Source organism: Pseudomonas sp. LAMO17WK12:I10, from assembly GCF_900215185.1.
In the GTDB taxonomy this organism is placed as follows: Bacteria; Pseudomonadota; Gammaproteobacteria; order Pseudomonadales; family Pseudomonadaceae; genus Aquipseudomonas; species Aquipseudomonas chlororaphis.
In genome coordinates this window covers 34,349-51,808 of record NZ_OBDX01000030.1, presented here as the reverse complement: position 1 = coordinate 51,808, position 17,460 = coordinate 34,349, and the positions used below count along the sequence as shown (strand labels likewise).

Below are 17,460 nucleotides of genomic sequence, written 5' to 3'. Positions count from 1 at the left end.
TCCTCCCGGGTCCAAGCATGACCCTAGCAGAAGCCCGATCACCCTCTGAGCACCATTCATTGGTCGAATAGGCGCCCAGCAGTGTTACCCGGCATGGGCCCGGCGGCTGTCCGCCGGCGCCTGCTCGCGCTGGGTCAGCCCGTAGTCGCGCGCCACCTCGGCGACCCGCAGCCGGTAGTCGGCGAACACCTGGGTCCGCCCCAGGGCCTGGGCCGTGCGATGGCGTTCCAGGGTGCGCCAGGCTTCGACCGCTTGCTCGTCGCGCCAGAACGACAGGGACAGCAGCTTGTCCGGCTCGCTCAGGCTCTGGAAACGTTCGATGGAAATGAAGCCGTCGATCTCCAGCAGCAGCGGTTTCAACGCGGCGGCGAGGTCCAGGTAACGCTGACGATGTTCCGGGCGGGGCAGGGCCTCGAATATCACGGCGATCATCAGTGCGACTCCGGCAGGCTAGTGAACAAGGGGATGCGCCCGTTGAGCGAGGGTTTGTAAGTCCAGGCGATGGGCTGGTCGAGGGTCGATTGCCGCGCCAGCGCACCGACCACCGCGCTGGCGATGGCCAGGGCCAACTCTTGGCCGGGGCATTGGTGGCGATCGCTGCCAAAGCTGAAACTGCGCCGCGCCTGGCGTTCGAGCAGCAGGCGATCCGGCTGCGGGTTCAACTGCGGGTCGCGATTGGCCGAGGCCAGCAACACCAGCACCACTGCGCCGGGCTCCAGCGTCACCCCGGCGATGCTGCAAGGCGCGGCGACGAAGCGCCGGGTGTTCTGCACCGGCGGATCGTGGCGCTGCACTTCGGCCAGCAGGTCGGCGACCCGGGTGGGCGCCGCTCGCAGGTCCGCGAGCAACCGGCGATCGCCCAGCAGGGCGCAGAGGGTATTGCCGATCAGCCCGGCGCTGGCTTCGAAGGTCTGGGACAACAGGCCGATCAGGTTGGCGATCAGGCTGTCGCGATCTTGAGCGTTGAAGCCTGCGACGATCCGTTGCAACAGTGGGCTGACGGGCGGCTGATCGAGCAGAACCTCAAAGCGTCGAGTCAGTTGTCCGGCCGCCCGATGGGCGGCATCCCGTTGTGCCCGGTCGCTGGCCGGCGACAGGCAGGCGACAGGCAGGCGACAAAGTCCCGGGTCAGCCCGGCAATCGCCGGCAATTGGTGCGCGGCAAAGCCCAGCAGCCCGGCGACCACCGCCACCGGCAGGTGGAACTGGCAGTCATGCAGCCTGGCCGGGGTATCGCTTGGCAGGCCCAGCAGCAGGGCGGCGACCCGCTGGCTGACTTCCTCGGCATGCACCTGTTGCAGGCCCGGCTCGATGGCGGCCCGGGGGCAACGCTGGCGTTCGCCGTCGTTCATCCGCATCAGCAGGCCGAACACTTGGCCGGCGGCACCGCCGACTATGCCTTGGGGCACCGGCTCGTGCGCAGGACGTACCCGGCACTCGGGATGGGCCAGCACCGCGGCCACCGCTGCGGCGCTGCTGGCCAGCCACATTCCCAGTCCGGGGTCGAAGGCCAGTCCGCCCCGGGCCCGCAGGCTGGCGTAGTAAGGGTAGGGATCGGCGTGGGTGACGGCGGTGATCGGGTCCATGGCGTGCGGCCTTATTCGCGGGGGAGAAGTGTTGCTACTATCGGCAACCTGCGAGGGGCACGATTCGTTCGGGAGCGAAATATGAATGCACAGCAGCACGACAACGCCGTATCCCAGGTCGCCGCGGCCATTGCCGAGCCGGCGCGGACGAAAATGCTCTGCGCGCTGATGGATGGCCACGCGCGCACCAGCACCGAGCTGGCGGCGATCGCCGATGTCAGCGCCTCCACCGCCAGCGCGCACTTGGGCAAGCTCAAGGAACTGGCCCTGGTGCGCCTGCATGTGCAGGGCCGCCACCGTTACTACAGCCTCGCCGACAAACGCGTGGCCCAGGCCCTGGAAGCGCTGATGGTGATCGGCCGCAACGCCGCGCCCGGGTTCAGCCCGCGCACTCCGGACCGCCTGCAGTTCGCCCGTACCTGTTACGACCATATGGCCGGCACCCTGGCGGTGCAGCTGCATGACCGCCTGCTCGAGGCCGGCTGGTTGCAGGAGCCGCAGGAGGGCTCCCAGGAGTACGTTCTGAGCCCGGCTGGCGAAGGGTTTTTTGTTGGGCTGGGCATCGATGTGCAAGCTCTGGCCAGCCTGCGCCGGCGCTTTGCCTGCCCGTGCCTGGACTGGAGCATGCGCCGCCCGCACCTGGGCGGGGCGCTGGGGGCGGCGTTGTTGCAGGAGGCAATCCGGCGCAAATGGCTGACCCAGGACCTGGACAGCCGGGCGCTGGGCTTGACCGCCCTGGGGCGCAAGGAGCTCGCCAGTCGGTTCGCCGTCCGGATCGAAGAACCGGGCAGCCCGGCCCTGCGTGTCAGGAACGTTGCCAAACCGGGTCGCCCGGCCGTTACCCAGGCTTCATAGCGGTTATCAACCCCATGGCTGGCGTTGCCGTCAGCCTCCAAATGCAGTCCCGGCCTGGAGTTCTGCCTATGCTCATCGTCTTCAGTGGCCTGCCCGGCAGCGGCAAGACCACCATCGCCCGGGCCCTGGCCAGCCATCTGCGGGCCACCTACCTGCGCATCGACAACATCGAGCAGGCACTGCGCAACGGCGGGCTGGCGGAAGTCGGCAAGGCCGGGTACGACATCGCCAATGCCCTGGCCCGCAGCAACCTGGCCCTGGGCAACCGGGTGGTGGCCGATTGCGTCAATCCGGTCGCCGAGAGCCGCCAGGCCTGGCAGGGCATAGCCGAAGCCGAGCAGAGCCCGTTGCTCAACATCGAGGTGGTCTGCACGGACCTCGCCGAGCACCGGCGCCGGGTGGAAAACCGTGAGGCGGATGTGCCCGGCCTGCGTCCGCCGAGCTGGCAGTCGGTGCTCGATCACGATTACCAGGCCTGGAGCGGTGAGCGCTTGAGGCTGGACAGTTCGCTGTTATCGCCAGCCGAGGCGGTGCGGATCATCGTCGGGCATCTGGAAGGGCTTTAACGTCGGTGTGCCTGATCTGCCGCGGTGCCTGTATCGCGAGCAAGCTCGCTCCTGCAAGGGTAGGCAGTGGCGATAATCGATAAACACTGGAATGAAGACTTCGGCGGATAACGTCGGCGAACGTTATTCCTTCGGGCGCGAACCGTGCAAAGTCGGAAATGCCCGGTTCAATTATGTCCGACACTTTTACAAACTAGCGCTGGCGAAAAGCTGAAATTGCGCCAATAGTTGGCGCTATTGGGTGTTTCGTTCGCCGTTGGTGCGTTTTCCGGACCGCTAATGGTGCGCTGTTCTTTCTCTCGGCAGGCCGCGTCAACTCTTGCTTTGTGCAAAGCGATAACAGCTGCTTTGCCAAAAATCCCCGTGTCAGGGCAAAAAAACCTTCCTCGACAGTTTCTGCACTTTTTTCGTTCGCGCCAGTGTTGTGCAAAGCCGTTCAGGCGGCTTTCCGGATAAAACGTTTCAGCGTCAACCGGGGATGGGGCCCCGTGGTTGAGTGAAAAATGCCGTCAAGCGGGCGTTTTTTCACCCTTGGGGACTTTATTTGCAGGGAGGCGGGGTTTGGGCACAGCGATTGCTACAGCAGATAAACAGCCTTCGAATTCCAGTGAAGTGTGCTGTCGAAGTTTCGGAAAACTTTCAGATTGAAAGTTCACATTAAAACGAAAAAGGAGGTGACGAGTTCCACAATCAATGGACGTCATCGCGGGCGATCCATTGCCGAAAATCCATACGGGAAGTTTCGCCAAGCGACTGGCGTCAATAAGTGGGGGTATTTCCGCCAGCATCGAGCGGAATATTCAAGCCGCACAATGAGGTGCTCAACAGAACAGTTTCTATCGCACAGCGTAAGGCCCGATTTATTGAAACAGAGAGTTTAAATAAAAAAGCCGTTTAAACCACGGCGAGGAGTTGGGGTATGTCCCGTGCTTTTTTTAACGAAATGTATGATGCGAGTGGTGGCTGCCGCCCACATTACCAGGAGTTCGCCCGCTGGCTGGCGGACACTCCCGTGGAGCTGCTGGACCAGCGTCGGCGCGAAGCCGACCTGCTGTTCCACCGCGCTGGCATCACCTTCACGTTGTACGGTGACGAGCAAGGCACTGAACGGCTGATTCCCTTCGACATCATCCCGCGCAGCATCAAGGCCAGCGAATGGCGGAACGTCGAGCGCGGCTGCATCCAGCGGGTCCAGGCCCTGAACATGTTCCTGGCCGATATCTACCACGGGCAACGCATTCTCAAGGAGGGCATCATCCCGGCCGAGCAGGTGCTGGCCAACGAGGGTTACCAGGTGGCGATGCGCGGCCTGGATTTGCACCGCAATATCTATTCGCACATCTCCGGCGTCGACCTGGTGCGTGACGGCGACGGCAGCTACTACGTGCTGGAAGACAACCTGCGCACCCCCAGCGGCGTGAGCTACATGCTCGAAGACCGCAAGATGATGATGCGCCTGTTCCCCGAACTCTTCGCCGCGCAACGGGTGGCGCCCATCGACCACTACCCGAACCTGTTGCTCGATACCCTGAAAAGCTCCAGCCCGCTGGACAACCCGACGGTGGTGGTGCTGACCCCGGGGCGCTTCAACAGCGCCTATTTCGAGCATGCGTTCCTGGCCCGGGAGATGGGCGTGGAGCTGGTGGAAGGCGCCGACCTGTTCGTGCGCGACGACCGCGTATTCATGCGCACCACCTCCGGTGCCCAGGCGGTGGATGTGATCTACCGCCGCCTCGACGACGCCTTCCTCGACCCCTTGTCGTTCAACCCCGACTCCATGCTCGGCGTGCCCGGGCTGATCGCCGCCTACCGTTCCGGCAACGTGGTGCTGGCCAACGCGGTGGGCACCGGGGTGGCGGACGACAAGTCGATCTACCCCTATGTCGACGAGATGATCCGCTTCTACCTGAGCGAGGAACCGATCCTGAAGAACGTGCCGACCTGGCAATGCCGCAAACCCGAGGAACTGTCCCACGTACTGGCCAACCTGCCGGACCTGGTGGTCAAGGAAACCCAGGGCTCCGGCGGCTACGGCATGCTGGTGGGGCCGGCGGCCACCGCGGCGGAGATCGAAGACTTCCGCGCCCGGCTCAAGGCCCGCCCGGAGGCCTATATCGCCCAACCCACCCTGTGCCTGTCGACGTGCCCGACCTTTGTCGAGAACGGCATCGCCCCGCGGCATATCGACCTGCGTCCGTTCGTCCTGTCGGGCAGCGAAACCCGCCTGGTGCCGGGCGGCCTGACCCGCGTGGCCTTGCGTGAAGGCTCGCTGGTAGTGAACTCGTCGCAGGGCGGCGGCACCAAAGACACCTGGGTCGTGGAGGATTGACCAATGCTTTCAAGAACCGCTGCAGACCTCTACTGGATGTCCCGTTACCTGGAGCGCGCCGAGAACCTGGCGCGCATGCTCGAAGTCAGTTACTCGCTGTCGCTGATGCCCCAGGCGGGGCGTAGCGACGGCCATGCCGAGCTGGCGATGTCGCTGCTGGCCGCCGGCACCCTGGACGACTACAACCAGCGTTACGGCGAGTTGAACACCGAACGCATGTTGCACTTCTTCGCCCTCGACGAGACCAACCCCGGCAGTATCTATTGCTGCCTGCGGGCGGCGCGGACCAACGCCCACGCAGTGCGCGGGCGCATCACCGCCGACATGTGGGAAAACATCAACGCCACCTGGCTGGAGATGCGCAACATCGCCAAGAGCGGCCTGGGGCGCTACGGCATCAGCCATTTCTGCGAGTGGGTCAAGGAGCGCTCGCACCTGTTCCGCGGCGCGACCTCGGGCACCATCATGCGCAACGACGCCTATTGCTTCATTCGCCTGGGCACCTTTATCGAGCGGGCCGACAACACCCTGCGCCTGCTGGATGCGCGCTACGAAATGTTCGGCGAGGAGTCGGAGGAGGTCAGCGACAACTCGGCCCGCGGCTACTACCAGTGGAGCGCCTTGCTCCGCGCCCTGTCCTCGTTCGAGGCGTTCAACGAGATTTACCGCAACGCGCCGGGGGCCGAGCAGGTGTCCGAGATGCTGCTGTTGCGCGCCGACGTACCACGCTCGCTGCATGCCTGCGTCGAGGAGCTGGACCAGATCCTCGCCAGCCTGCCGGGCAACAACGGCCGTCCGGCCCAGCGCCTGGCCGCCGAGCTGAACGCGCGCCTGCGCTACACCGGGATCGACGAGATCCTCGCGTCGGGCTTGCACCTGTGGCTGAGCGACTTCATCGCCCAGATCCGTCACCTGGGGCAGACCGTCCACGAATCCTATCTGGAGGTTGTATGAAACTTTCCATACGCCACGACACCACCTACAGCTACGCTGATGAAGTCTGCACCAGCATCCAGTTCCTGCGCCTGACCCCGCAGAACAGCGAGCGCCAGCACATCCTCGAGTGGCACCTGGAACTGCCGCGCCTGGTGCGCAGCCAGCTCGATCCCTACGGCAATATCCTGCACGTGCTGACCATGGACGAACCCCATGGCGCCCTGGTCCTGAGCGCCTATGGCCAGGTGGAAATCGACCAGGCCCGGGAGATGGAACACGACAGCCAGTCGCCGCTGCCGTTCCTGCGCAGCAGCCCGCTGACCAAGGCCGACGCGGCTCTCGGCGCCTTTGCCGCGCAACACTGCGGCACCCGGCGCGACCGCGCGGCGCTGATCGAGCTGATGCACGCCCTGGCCGCACACATGGTCTACAGCCCGGGCGCGACCACGGTGGACACCACCGCGGCCGAGGCTTTCGCCGGCCGGGTCGGGGTCTGCCAGGACCACACCCATGCGTTCCTGGCCTGCGCCCGCGGCCTGGGGATTCCCGCGCGTTATGTCTCCGGCTACCTGTGCACCGAAGACGAAAGCCACCTGGCCAGCCACGCCTGGGCGGAGGCCTGGATCGACGGCGGCTGGTACAGCTTCGACGTGACCAACCGCCTGGCCCGGCCCGAGCGGCACCTGAAGCTGGCGGTCGGCCTCGACTACCTTGACGCCTGCCCGGTGCGCGGCATGCGTCGCGGCGGTGGCGCCGAACACATGCTGGCACAGGTCCAGGTGAACTCGATGTTCCAGGTCCAGCACCAGTAACCGCGAACTTTCCCGCACTATCGGGCATGCCGGCCCCGGCATGCCCACCCCTTGGGGCGTAGTAGCCCTGCGTGGCCCATCATCCGCGCTCTCTGTCGTCGGACTTTCTCAGCGACTTTCGGACTTTTCCTAAAGACAGTCTTTCCTCCCGGTCCCTAGCATGCGCCACTCCGCAGGCCTGCAACGCAGCAAGCCGGGCGGGGAAAGGAAAGCAACGTTCAAGGGCAAGTCATGAAGAAATACACCACGGTCTTAAGCCTCTTGCTGGCGATGACCGGTTGTACCAGCAGCAACCAAGACACCTCCGAGGCCACGCTCACGGAGAAAGACGGCTACGTCCTTTCGAAAGGCGAAAGGGCGGTGGCGAAGAACCATCGGATCCGTTTCCTGGTCCTGCACTACACCGCGCTCGATCAGGCGCAGTCCTTCGAAACGCTGACGCGATCGGAACACGTCAGCGCCAACTACCTGATTTCCGACCGGCCGAAGACCTACAAGGGCCTGCCGGTGGCCGACCAGTTGGTCGATGACCACGACCGCTCCTGGCATGCGGGAGTGAGCCAGTGGAAGAACCGTAGCAACCTGAACGACACCTCGCTCGGGATCGAGATCGTCAACGCGGGTTGGGACAAGGACACCGGCCAGTTGCTGGGCGAGCCCTACAACGAGCGCCAGATAGAACTGCTGATCAGCCTGACCCGGGACCTGGTCAGGAAGTACGACATACAGCCGACGGACATCGTCGGGCACTCGGATATCGCCCCCGGGCGCAAGATCGATCCGGGGCCGTTCTTTCCCTGGAAACGGCTTGCCGAAGCCGGCATTGGCGCCTGGCCCGACGAGCGCACCCTCGACGACTACCTGACTCGTTTCAGCGTGTCGCCGCCGAGCATGGTCCAGGTCACGAAGGCGCTGCAAACCTATGGTTATGGCTATCTGGACCAACAACCGGAAAGGGTAGTGGAAGCTTTCCAGATGCGCTTTAACCAGGAGAATGTCAGCGGGATCGTGGATATCCGCACGGCTGCCATCCTGTTTTCCCTGATCGACAAATATCACGGCAAGGACAAGGCGAGCGCCATTCTGCTGTCGCCGGAAGTGGCGGCGCTCGGCTAGGGGCACAGGTTTCGGCGCCCATGAAAAAAGCCCGCCGATCACGCAAGTGAAAGGCGGGCTTTTTGCTGCCGGGGGGCGTCAGGTCAGACCTTGACGATCCAGCCGGCTGGCGCTTCGACGTCGCCGGTCTGTACGCCGGTCAGCTCTTTGTAGAGCTTCTGGGTGATCGGGCCGACTTCTTTTTCGCTGTAGAACACATGCAGCTTGTCCTGGTACTCGATGCCGCCGATCGGCGTGATCACCGCGGCGGTGCCGCAGGCACCGGCTTCCTTGAAGTCCGACAGCTTGTCGATCAGCACGTCGCCTTCGATCACTTCCAGGCCCAGGCGGGTCTTGGCCAGTTCGATCAGCGACAGGCGGGTGATGCCCGGCAGTACCGACGGCGACTTCGGCGTGACGAATTTGTTATCAAAGGTGATGCCGAAGAAGTTGGCCGAACCGACTTCCTCGATCTTCGAGTGGGTCAAAGGGTCCAGGTAGATGCAGTCGGCGAAGTGCTTCTTCTTGGCTTCCGAACCTGGCATCAGGCTGGCGGCGTAGTTGCCACCGACCTTGGCCGCGCCGGTGCCTTGTGGCGCCGCGCGATCGTAGGTGGAGATCAGGAAGTTGTGCGGGGTCAGGCCGCCCTTGAAGTAGGCGCCGACCGGAATGGCGAAGATCGAGAAGATGAACTCGGGGGCGGTACGCACGCCGATGTTGTCACCCACGCCGATCACGAACGGGCGCAGGTACAGCGCGCCGCCGGTGCCGTAAGGCGGGATGAAGCGTTCGTTGGCGCGCACTACTTGCTTGCACGCTTCGACAAACTGCTCGGTGGACACCTGCGGCATCAGCAGGCGCGCGCAGCTGCGCTGCATGCGGGCGGCGTTCTGGTCCGGGCGGAACAGGTTGATCGAACCGTCCTTGCAGCGGTAGGCCTTCAGGCCTTCGAAGCACTGCTGGCCATAGTGAAGGGCGGTGGAGCCTTCGCTGATGTGCAGCACGTTATCTTCGGTCAGGGTGCCTGTGTCCCACTCGCCGTTCCGCCAGTGCGACAGATAGCGCTTGTCTGTCTTGATGTAGTCAAAACCCAGCTTGTCCCAATTGATGCTTTCGTTACCCATGACACCCTCTATCGCTTAACAACCGTCGCAACGGCTCAAGGCTTCTGACGTTTTTTGGATGGGCACAACAATACTGCATTCCGGGGGGGCACCGCATCCCGGGCGATGGGAGGGGCAGCAAAAAAACCTGGCCTGCTCATGAACCCTCCTGTCGTCCCGTGGAGCGCCCTGTAGCCGCTGCCGAAGGCTGCGATCGGCCTCGAAGAGGACGTGCTCTTGAGATCCTGGAAGGCCCTGCGGGCCTTATCGCAGCCTGCGGCAGCAGCTACAGGGTGTTGCCTCCCGGTGTGGCGTTTACAGATGCAAGGCGTGGCCCAGGGCCCGCAATGCCGCTTCCTGCACCGCCTCGCCCAGGGTCGGGTGGGCGTGGATGGTGCCGGCGATATCTTCCAGGCGCGCGCCCATTTCCAGGGACTGGCCGAAGGCCGTGGACAGCTCGGACACGCCGACGCCCACCGCCTGCCAGCCGACAATCAGGTGATTGTCACGGCGTGCCACCACCCGCACGAAACCGCTTTTCGATTCCAGGGTCATGGCGCGGCCATTGGCGGCGAACGGGAAGTTCGACACGATGCAGTCCAGGCCGGCGGCCTTGGCCTCGCCCGGGGTCTTGCCGACCACCACCAGTTCCGGGTCGGTGAAGCACACCGCGGCAATGGCCGTTGGGTTGAATTCCCGATGCTGGCCGGCGATCAGCTCGGCGACCATCTCGCCCTGGGCCATGGCCCGGTGCGCGAGCATCGGTTCGCCGGCGAGGTCGCCGATGGCCCAGACATTGCGCATGCTGGTCTGGCAACGCTGGTCGATGCGCAGGGCCGAGCCGTTCATCTCCAGGTTCAGCGCCTCGAGGTTCCAGCCCTGGGTGTTCGGCTTGCGCCCGACCGCCACCAGCACCTGGTCGGTTTCCAGCTGCAGGCTGTCGCCGTTCGGGTCACGCACCTGCAAGGTGTGGGTCCCGGCATCGAAACCTTCGACGCTGTGCTTGAGGTAGAGCTTGATCCCCAGTTGCTTCACCGATTCGAGCACCGGTTGGGTCAGCTCGCTGTCATAGGCCGGCAGGATGCGCTCCTGGGCCTCGACCACGCTGACCTCGGCGCCGAGCTTGCGGTAGGCGATGCCCAGCTCCAGGCCGATATAGCCGCCGCCGACCACGATCAAGCGCTTGGGCAGGGCCTTGGGCGCCAGGGCTTCGGTGGAGGAGATGATCGGCCCGCCAAGCGGCAGCATCGGCAGGTTGACGCTTTTCGAACCGGTGGCCAGCAGCAGGTGCTCGCACTGGATGCGGGTGTCGGCGCCTTCGATGTCCACGGTCTTGCCGTCGACGACCCTGGCCCAGCCATGGATCACCTGGACCTTGTGCTTTTTCAGCAGGGCGGCGACGCCAGTGGTCAGGCGGTCGACGATGCCGTCTTTCCATTCCACGCTCTTGCCGATGTCCAGGGTGGGTGCCGAGACGTTGATGCCCAGGGCCGAGCCCTGGCTGTGATGGCGGGTCTGCTGGAACTGCTCGGCGACATGGATCAGCGCCTTGGACGGGATGCAGCCGATGTTCAGGCAGGTGCCGCCCAGCGCCTGGCCTTCCACCAGGATGGTCGAGATGCCCAGCTGGCCGGCGCGGATCGCCGCCACATAACCGCCAGGACCGCCGCCGATGATCAGCAAGGTAGTGTTCAGAGTTTGTTGCATGGGTTACTCCAGGAACAGACTGGCGGGTTGTTCGAGCAGGCCGCGAATGGCCTGGATGAAGAGCGCCGCGTCCATGCCGTCGACCACCCGGTGATCGAAGGAACTGGAGAGGTTCATCATCTTGCGGACCACGATCTGGCCTTTGATCACCATTGGCCGTTCGACAATCTTGTTCACCCCGACGATCGCCACTTCCGGCAGGTTCAGCACCGGCGTGCTGACGATGCCGCCCAGGGCGCCGAGGCTGGTCAGGGTGATGGTCGAGCCGGACAGTTCGTCGCGGGCCGCCTTGCCGCTGCGCGCGGCTGTAGCCAGGCGCGCGATTTCCGCGGCGCTGTCCCACAGGCTGCGGGCTTCGGCGTGGCGCACCACCGGCACCATCAGGCCGACGTCGCTTTGCGTGGCCACCCCGACATGCACCGCGCCGTGGCGGGTGATGACCTGGGCTTCGTCGTCGTAACGCGCGTTGATCTGCGGGAAGTCGCGCAGGGCCACGACCAGGGCCCGCACCAGGAACGGCAGCAGGGTCAGCTTGCCGCGGGTGGCGCCGTGTTTTTCATTGAGGTGCGCGCGCAGTTCTTCCAAGGCGGTGACGTCGATTTCCTCGACATAACTGAAGTGGGCGGCGCGCTGGGTGGCTTCCTGCATGCGCTGGGCGATCTTGCGGCGCATGCCGATCACCGGGAACTGCTCCTCGTCGTCACGCTGGGCATAGCCGGACGGCGCCGAGCCGCTCTGGGCGCGCTGATTGCCCTGGGCCAGGTAGGCGTCCAGGTCTTCGTGGAGGATGCGGCCGGCCGGGCCGCTGCCCTGCACCAGGCGCAGCGCGATGCCCAAGTCCAGCGCATGCTTGCGCACGGCCGGGGAGGCCAGCGGGCGCTCGTCGGCGTTGCGGGCTACTGGCATTTGGGGCGCCTGTGGCGCGGGGCGGCAAGCGGCGGCGGGTTTGCTTTCCAGCACTGGCGCGGCTTCGACCTTGGGCGCTGCTACCGCGGGTGCTGCTTCTTTAATAGCCGCGGGTTCCTTGAGCAGCTGATCGGATGCCTTGAGGTTGCCGGCGCCTTCGACCTCGATGCTGATCAATATGCTGCCCACCGCCATTACTTCGCCGGGCTGGCCGCCCAGGGATAGGACCTTGCCGTGCACCGGGGAGGGGATATCGACCATGGCCTTGTCGGTCATGACGTCGGCCAGCACCTGGTCCTCGACCACCAGGTCGCCGACCTTGACGTGCCACTGCGCCAGTTCTACTTCTGCGATGCCTTCGCCGATGTCCGGCATCTTGATTACGTGCGTGCCCATTCAGACCTCCATGACCCGTTGCAAAGCCGCGCCCACTCGGGACGGGCCAGGGAAATACGCCCACTCCTGCGCGTGCGGGTAGGGAGTGTCCCAACCGGTCACGCGCTCGATAGGCGCTTCCAGGTGGTGGAAGCAGTGTTCTTGCACCAGCGACACCAGCTCGGCGCCGAACCCGCAGGTGCGGGTGGCTTCGTGGACCACCACGCAGCGGCCGGTCTTTTTCACCGATTTGACGATGGTCTCCAGGTCCAGCGGCCACAGGCTGCGCAGGTCGATGACTTCGGCGTCGATCCCGGTTTCCTCGGCGGCCACTTGCGAGACATACACCGTGGTGCCGTAGGTCAGCACGGTGACGTCCTTGCCCGGCCGGGCGATGGCAGCGACGTCCAGCGGCACCTTGTAGTAGCCGTCCGGCACCTGGGCCGAGGGGTGTTTCGACCAGGGGGTTACCGGGCGGTCGTGGTGGCCATCGAACGGGCCGTTGTACAGGCGCTTGGGCTCGAGGAAGATCACCGGGTCATCGTTTTCGATGGAGGCGATCAGCAGGCCCTTGGCGTCGTAGGGATTGGACGGCATCACGGTGCGCAGGCCGCAGACCTGGGTGAACATCGCCTCGATGCTCTGGCTATGGGTCTGGCCGCCGTAGATGCCGCCGCCGCAGGGCATGCGCAGGGTCATGGGGGCGGTGAACTGGCCGGCGGAGCGATACCGCAGGCGCGCGGCTTCGGAAATGATCTGGTCCGAGGCCGGGTAGACGTAGTCGGCGAACTGGATTTCCGCCACCGGGCGCAGGCCGTAGGCGCCCATGCCGACGGCGACGCCGACGATGCCGCTTTCCGAGATCGGTGCGTCGAACACCCGCGAGGTGCCGTACTTGGTCTGCAGGCCCTCGGTGCAACGGAACACGCCGCCGAAATAACCGACGTCCTGGCCGAACACCACCACGTTGTCGTCACGCTCTAGCATCACATCCATGGCCGAGCGCAGGGCCTGGATCATGGTCATGGTGGTCGTGGTCATGGCGGTGTCCAACTGGATATTGTTGTTGTGGTCGTTCATGTCAGATTCCCAGTTGCTGGCGTTGGCGCTTGAGGTGCTCGGGCATTTCCTTGTACACGTCCTCGAACATGGTCGCGGCGCTGGGGATCTGCCCGCCGGCGAGGGTGCCGTACTGCTCGGCCTGTTTCTGCGCGGCGATGACTTCGGCTTCCAGCTCGGCGCTGATCGCGGCGTGTTCCTCTTCGGACCACTGGCCGATCTTGATCAGGTGCTGCTTGAGGCGGGCGATCGGGTCGCCGAGGGGGAAGTGGCTCCAGTCGTCGGCCGGGCGATACTTGGACGGGTCGTCGGAAGTGGAGTGCGGGCCGGCGCGGTAGGTGACCCATTCGATCAGGGTCGGGCCGAGGTTGCGCCGGGCGCGTTCGGCGGCCCAGCGGGACGCGGCGTAGACCGCGATGAAATCGTTGCCGTCCACCCGCAGCGAGGCGATGCCGCAACCCACGCCGCGTCCGGCGAAGGTGGTGGCTTCACCGCCGGCGATGGCCTGGAAGGTGGAGATCGCCCACTGGTTGTTGACCACGTTGAGGATCACCGGCGCGCGGTACACGTGGGCGAAGGTCAGGGCGGTGTGGAAGTCCGACTCGGCGGTGGCGCCGTCGCCGATCCAGGCCGAGGCGATCTTGGTATCGCCCTTGATCGCCGAGGCCATGCCCCAGCCCACGCCTTGCACGAACTGGGTGGCCAGGTTGCCGGAGATGGTGAAGAAGCCGGCCTCTTTCACCGAGTACATGATCGGCAGTTGGCGGCCCTTGAGCGGATCGCGCTCGTTGGACAACAGCTGGCAGATCATGTCCACCAGCGGCACGTCGCGGGCCATCAGGATGCTTTGCTGGCGGTAGGTGGGGAAGCACATGTCGTCGATGTTCAGTGCCAGGGCCTGGGCGCTGCCAATGGCTTCCTCGCCGAGGCTCTGCATGTAGAACGACATCTTCTTCTGGCGCTGGGCGACCACCATGCGGTTGTCGAAGGTCCGGGTCTTGAGCATGGCACGCATGCCCTGGCGCAGGACCTCGGCCGGCACGCTTTCAGCCCATTCGCCCAGGGCGTTGCCCTGGTCGTCGAGCACGCGAATCAGGCCACGGGCCAGGTCGGCGGTGTCGGCGGGTTCTACATCGATTGGGGGTTTGCGCACCGTGCCGGCGTCGGTCAGATGCAGGTAGGAGAAGTCGGTTTTGCAACCGGGACGGCCTGAGGGTTCGGGCACGTGCAGGCGCAGCGGTTCGTACGCTTGGGTCATGGCTTGTCTACGCTCGATCTTGTGAATTTCTTGTAGTGGGCGCGCTTAGCTGACAGTCATTCTTTGGGTAAAAGAAATCTTGTCCTACAACAATCATAGGCCGGGCCAAGGAGAATATTTATCTCTGTTTCGTTGCGCTCAGGATGATTTGCAGATAAAAAATCTGCATAAACATAAAAATCAGGTTGATTTGTCTCATGCGCAAACTGGACCGTACCGACATCGGCATTCTCAACAGCCTCCAGGAGAACGCCCGCATCACCAACGCCGACCTCGCCCGTTCGGTGAACCTTTCGCCCACCCCGTGCTTCAACCGCGTGCGCGCCATGGAGGAGCTGGGGCTGATCCGCGAGCAGGTGACCCTGCTGGATGCCGACCTGCTGGGGCTGCACGTCAACGTGTTCATTCACGTCAGCCTGGAGAAGCAGGTGGAAGAGGCGCTGCAGCATTTCGAAGAGGCCATTGCCGACCGCCCGGAAGTCATGGAGTGCTACCTGATGGCCGGCGATCCGGACTACCTGATCCGCGTGCTGGTGCCGACCATCCAGGCCCTGGAGCGCTTCATGATGGACTTCCTGACCAAGGTCCCCGGCGTGGCCAACATCCGCTCCAGCTTCGCCCTCAAGCAGGTGCGCTACAAGACCGCGCTGCCGCTGCCGGCCAATGGCTTGACCCTGGGGAATTGAGCTTTATTGAGGGCGGGCAGGGTGGGACCGGCCTGATCGCGGGCAATCGAGCCTCGACCGGCCGCTCCTACAGAAGCACGCGATCTTCTGTAGGAGCGGGCGATCCGACTTGCCTGCGATAACCATCGACGGGCCGCCGCTCGCGGATCGCCCCAGCGAGCATCCGCCAACGCATAACGCTTCAATCGTTGTAAGCCGCCTCGCTGTTATCGATCAGCGGGTTCTTCTCCGTCAGCACGATCTGCGCGATCCGGTCCTTGCGCATAAAGCTGACCTTCGGATGGGACTGGGCGTAGCGGATAAAACGCTCCACCGCTTCGACCATCGCCGGCGTGCCGCCGATCCGGTCGTGCAGGCTCACCGACATCATCCGCCGCCGGCTCGCGCCTTCGGCGTACAGGCGATCGAACTCCAGCACCAACTGCTGATAGAACTGTTCGGCGGAGAAGTGCCGGCCCTCGATCAGCACGATGTCGTTGTTGCGCAGGGTGTAAGGCACCACGGCGAATTTCTTGCCACGTACCAGGGTAACGAAAGGTTCGTCACGGCTGACGTCGTCGATGTGGTAGGTGAAATTCAGATCCTGCAACACTTTCAGGGTGTTGGGGCTGCGCCGCAGCCAGTTGGCGTTGTAGCCGACCGAGCGCTGGCCGGTGAGCTTTTGCACCGCGTCCACACCATCGCCGATGAACTGTTTTTCCTGGGCGTAGCTCATGTTGTAAGAGTCGGCCCAACGCATGCCATGGGCCGCCACCTCGTGGCCACGCTCGGCGATGGCCTTGACCAGCTCCGGGTGTTTCAGCGCGGCTTCGCCGACCACATGGGAGGTGACCTTGATACCGGTGCGGTCCCACAGGTCGAGCAGGCGCCACAGGCCTTCCTTGTGGCCGTAGTCGAACCAGGTGTTGGCCGGCAGGTCGGGGTAGCCCTTGGGCAGCGGACTCCCGGAAAACGGGCTTTCGGCGCCCTCCGGTTGGCCACCGGTCTCGAACTGCATGGAAAACGACAGCACCAGCTGCGAGCCGTCCGGCCAAGGACGCTCCTGGGCGAACGCCAGGGCCGGCGCCAGCAGGCTGAAGGCGAGCAGGCGCTTGAGCCAGCGCAAGTGTTTGTGGGGGGACATGGTGGCACTCCTTAAGGAAAAAGTGCCGATAGGCTGGCATCAGGCTTTTTCCTGAAACATCCCCTCGAAGCCAGATCACCTTTAAAGAAAATTTACCAATCGAGCCGGGATGGGTCTTACTGTGCGTGTTCATGCTCAAGCGCGATGAGCTTGCCCGTTGAGTCGCACACCGAGCCATAGCCGAGGTTTGGTTCTCCGTTCACAATGGTCCGCGTATTGGCGGACTGGGCGTTTGAGAACGCTCCGATTCTTCTGCTGCTACCCACCAGGAAAAACAGGTCCCGTAAAATACAGGCGCTTGCCTCTTTCTCGAGCGAATCATTCAAAGCCCAAGGCACTGATAAAAGCCCTGCATAGGCTGTTATTGTCTTCTCATTGAAATCTTCTACTTTGCTGGACATCTTCGCTATGAAGAAAAACACGACCCCCGAGCAACAGGCGCTGATCAGTCAGCTGGAGCAAATTGCAGAAGGCTTGAGCCAGACCTTCAGCCCATTTTGCGAAGTGGTACTGCACGACCTGCGAGATCCCGAGCACGCCATACTGGCTATTCACAATAATCTTTCCGGCAGGATGGTTGGACATCCCGCTACCGAATTGGGACTTGCTCGAATTGCCGACCCCGCTTACCCCCAGGTAATTGCCAATTATCCCAATCATTTCAAAGATGGCCGCCAGGCCAAAAGCACATCGATTGGCATCAAGGATTCCACAGGGCGTTATGTGGCCGCGCTCTGTATGAATATCGACCTGACCCTGTTCAGAAGCCTGCAGGGCATGCTCGATCAGTTCGGGGCCTTCAGCGGCGAACGTCCCCATGAGTCGCTCGAGTCGAGCGGTGCAGAGTCGATTCGAGCGCGCATCGATCAGTTTGCCGCACGCATGGCCACCACTCCCCGTGCCCTGAAGGCGGGCGATCGAAGGGCTCTTCTCCAGGAACTGAAGGAGTGCGGTCTGCTGGACATCAAAAAAGCCATGGAGACGGTGGCTTCACACCTCGGCGTATCGCGCGCAACGGTGTATAGCGATACGAAGTGATTGGCACCTCATGCGCTCCTGGCCACA

15 protein-coding genes and 2 pseudogenes are annotated in these 17,460 nt (G+C 63.8%); 9 read left to right on the top strand and 8 right to left on the bottom strand.

The genetic code is table 11. From position 1 onward, the window contains the following. Positions 1-84: 84 nt before the first annotated feature. Both CRO75_RS26185 and CRO75_RS26180 read right to left on the bottom strand, forming a co-directional pair. The gene (locus CRO75_RS26185) at positions 85-432 is read right to left on the bottom strand and encodes an antibiotic biosynthesis monooxygenase (RefSeq protein ID WP_062825441.1); all 348 of its coding nucleotides are present in this window, start codon (positions 430-432) and stop codon (positions 85-87) included. Beyond that, a pseudogene (locus tag CRO75_RS26180) lies at positions 432-1,585 on the bottom strand (cytochrome P450). The gene CRO75_RS26185 and the pseudogene CRO75_RS26180 overlap by 1 nt, the downstream one beginning before the upstream one ends. An 81-nt stretch (positions 1,586-1,666) precedes the next feature. On the opposite strand from CRO75_RS26180, the gene CRO75_RS26175 reads away from it, so the two are divergent. The 6 genes from CRO75_RS26175 (at position 1,667) to CRO75_RS26150 (ending at position 8,199) form a co-directional block, all read left to right on the top strand. Further along, complete coding sequence (locus CRO75_RS26175) at positions 1,667-2,440, top strand: helix-turn-helix transcriptional regulator (protein WP_097139190.1); 774 nt, start codon at positions 1,667-1,669, stop codon at positions 2,438-2,440. Between the two features lie 68 nt (positions 2,441-2,508). After that, the gene (locus CRO75_RS26170; RefSeq protein ID WP_097139188.1) at positions 2,509-3,006 is read left to right on the top strand and encodes an AAA family ATPase; all 498 of its coding nucleotides are present in this window, start codon (positions 2,509-2,511) and stop codon (positions 3,004-3,006) included. A gap of 919 nt (positions 3,007-3,925) precedes the next feature. Continuing rightward, complete coding sequence (locus tag CRO75_RS26165) at positions 3,926-5,335, top strand: circularly permuted type 2 ATP-grasp protein (protein ID WP_009043313.1); 1,410 nt, start codon at positions 3,926-3,928, stop codon at positions 5,333-5,335. A gap of 3 nt (positions 5,336-5,338) precedes the next feature. Then, positions 5,339-6,289 carry an alpha-E domain-containing protein gene (locus tag CRO75_RS26160; RefSeq protein ID WP_007925069.1) on the top strand — a complete coding sequence of 317 codons (951 nt, stop codon included), beginning with the start codon at positions 5,339-5,341 and terminating at the stop codon, positions 6,287-6,289. After that, positions 6,286-7,083, top strand: coding sequence for a transglutaminase family protein (locus CRO75_RS26155; RefSeq protein WP_097139186.1), 798 nt, complete (start codon positions 6,286-6,288; stop codon positions 7,081-7,083). Before CRO75_RS26160 ends, CRO75_RS26155 begins: the two co-directional genes overlap by 4 nt. Positions 7,084-7,314: 231 nt before the next feature. After that, positions 7,315-8,199 carry an N-acetylmuramoyl-L-alanine amidase gene (locus CRO75_RS26150; RefSeq protein WP_097139184.1) on the top strand — a complete coding sequence of 295 codons (885 nt, stop codon included), beginning with the start codon at positions 7,315-7,317 and terminating at the stop codon, positions 8,197-8,199. Between the two features lie 83 nt (positions 8,200-8,282). Here CRO75_RS26150 and CRO75_RS26145 read toward each other — a convergent pair whose 3' ends face one another. The 5 genes from CRO75_RS26145 to CRO75_RS26125 form a co-directional block, all read right to left on the bottom strand. Beyond that, positions 8,283-9,302: a branched-chain amino acid aminotransferase gene (locus tag CRO75_RS26145; RefSeq protein ID WP_062825447.1), complete on the bottom strand. Its 1,020-nt coding sequence runs from the start codon at positions 9,300-9,302 to the stop codon at positions 8,283-8,285. A gap of 294 nt (positions 9,303-9,596) precedes the next feature. Then, positions 9,597-10,988, bottom strand: coding sequence for a dihydrolipoyl dehydrogenase (gene lpdA / locus CRO75_RS26140; RefSeq protein ID WP_097139182.1), 1,392 nt, complete (start codon positions 10,986-10,988; stop codon positions 9,597-9,599). 3 nt (positions 10,989-10,991) lie between these two features. After that, on the bottom strand, positions 10,992-12,290 hold the full coding sequence (locus CRO75_RS26135) for a dihydrolipoamide acetyltransferase family protein (protein WP_097139180.1): 1,299 nt from the start codon (positions 12,288-12,290) through the stop codon (positions 10,992-10,994). Continuing rightward, a complete protein-coding gene (locus CRO75_RS26130; RefSeq protein ID WP_009043319.1) occupies positions 12,291-13,349 on the bottom strand; it encodes an alpha-ketoacid dehydrogenase subunit beta in 1,059 nt (352 codons plus the stop codon). Position 13,350: 1 nt separating this feature from the next. Next, positions 13,351-14,586, bottom strand: coding sequence for a 3-methyl-2-oxobutanoate dehydrogenase (2-methylpropanoyl-transferring) subunit alpha (locus CRO75_RS26125; protein WP_097139178.1), 1,236 nt, complete (start codon positions 14,584-14,586; stop codon positions 13,351-13,353). Between the two features lie 197 nt (positions 14,587-14,783). Between CRO75_RS26125 and bkdR the strand changes: the two genes are divergently transcribed. Further along, positions 14,784-15,272, top strand: coding sequence for a Bkd operon transcriptional regulator BkdR (bkdR, locus tag CRO75_RS26120; protein ID WP_009048410.1), 489 nt, complete (start codon positions 14,784-14,786; stop codon positions 15,270-15,272). A gap of 181 nt (positions 15,273-15,453) precedes the next feature. Here the strand turns inward: bkdR and CRO75_RS26115 are convergent, their stop codons facing one another. Beyond that, a complete protein-coding gene (locus tag CRO75_RS26115) occupies positions 15,454-16,395 on the bottom strand; it encodes a polysaccharide deacetylase family protein (protein ID WP_085531473.1) in 942 nt (313 codons plus the stop codon). A 204-nt stretch (positions 16,396-16,599) separates the two neighbouring features. On the opposite strand from CRO75_RS26115, the pseudogene CRO75_RS33350 reads away from it, so the two are divergent. Together CRO75_RS33350 and CRO75_RS26110 are read left to right on the top strand one after the other, a co-directional pair. Beyond that, positions 16,600-16,752: pseudogene (locus tag CRO75_RS33350) on the top strand (LysR family transcriptional regulator); the annotation flags it as partial. A gap of 51 nt (positions 16,753-16,803) precedes the next feature. Further along, the gene (locus tag CRO75_RS26110; RefSeq protein WP_009043321.1) at positions 16,804-17,433 is read left to right on the top strand and encodes a PAS domain-containing protein; all 630 of its coding nucleotides are present in this window, start codon (positions 16,804-16,806) and stop codon (positions 17,431-17,433) included. Positions 17,434-17,460 lie beyond the last annotated feature (27 nt).

Bases quoted from the DNA above. Each gene is read 5' to 3' on its own strand.
- CRO75_RS26185 (WP_062825441.1), bottom strand. From the start codon at position 432: ATGATCGCCGTGATATTCGAGGCCCTGCCCCGCCCGGAACATCGTCAG.
- CRO75_RS26175 (WP_097139190.1), top strand. From the start codon at position 1,667: ATGAATGCACAGCAGCACGACAACGCCGTATCCCAGGTCGCCGCGGCC.
- CRO75_RS26170 (WP_097139188.1), top strand. From the start codon at position 2,509: ATGCTCATCGTCTTCAGTGGCCTGCCCGGCAGCGGCAAGACCACCATC.
- CRO75_RS26165 (WP_009043313.1), top strand. From the start codon at position 3,926: ATGTCCCGTGCTTTTTTTAACGAAATGTATGATGCGAGTGGTGGCTGC.
- CRO75_RS26160 (WP_007925069.1), top strand. From the start codon at position 5,339: ATGCTTTCAAGAACCGCTGCAGACCTCTACTGGATGTCCCGTTACCTG.
- CRO75_RS26155 (WP_097139186.1), top strand. From the start codon at position 6,286: ATGAAACTTTCCATACGCCACGACACCACCTACAGCTACGCTGATGAA.
- CRO75_RS26150 (WP_097139184.1), top strand. From the start codon at position 7,315: ATGAAGAAATACACCACGGTCTTAAGCCTCTTGCTGGCGATGACCGGT.
- CRO75_RS26145 (WP_062825447.1), bottom strand. From the start codon at position 9,302: ATGGGTAACGAAAGCATCAATTGGGACAAGCTGGGTTTTGACTACATC.
- lpdA (WP_097139182.1), bottom strand. From the start codon at position 10,988: ATGCAACAAACTCTGAACACTACCTTGCTGATCATCGGCGGCGGTCCT.
- CRO75_RS26135 (WP_097139180.1), bottom strand. From the start codon at position 12,290: ATGGGCACGCACGTAATCAAGATGCCGGACATCGGCGAAGGCATCGCA.
- CRO75_RS26130 (WP_009043319.1), bottom strand. From the start codon at position 13,349: ATGAACGACCACAACAACAATATCCAGTTGGACACCGCCATGACCACG.
- CRO75_RS26125 (WP_097139178.1), bottom strand. From the start codon at position 14,586: ATGACCCAAGCGTACGAACCGCTGCGCCTGCACGTGCCCGAACCCTCA.
- bkdR (WP_009048410.1), top strand. From the start codon at position 14,784: ATGCGCAAACTGGACCGTACCGACATCGGCATTCTCAACAGCCTCCAG.
- CRO75_RS26115 (WP_085531473.1), bottom strand. From the start codon at position 16,395: ATGTCCCCCCACAAACACTTGCGCTGGCTCAAGCGCCTGCTCGCCTTC.
- CRO75_RS26110 (WP_009043321.1), top strand. From the start codon at position 16,804: ATGAAGAAAAACACGACCCCCGAGCAACAGGCGCTGATCAGTCAGCTG.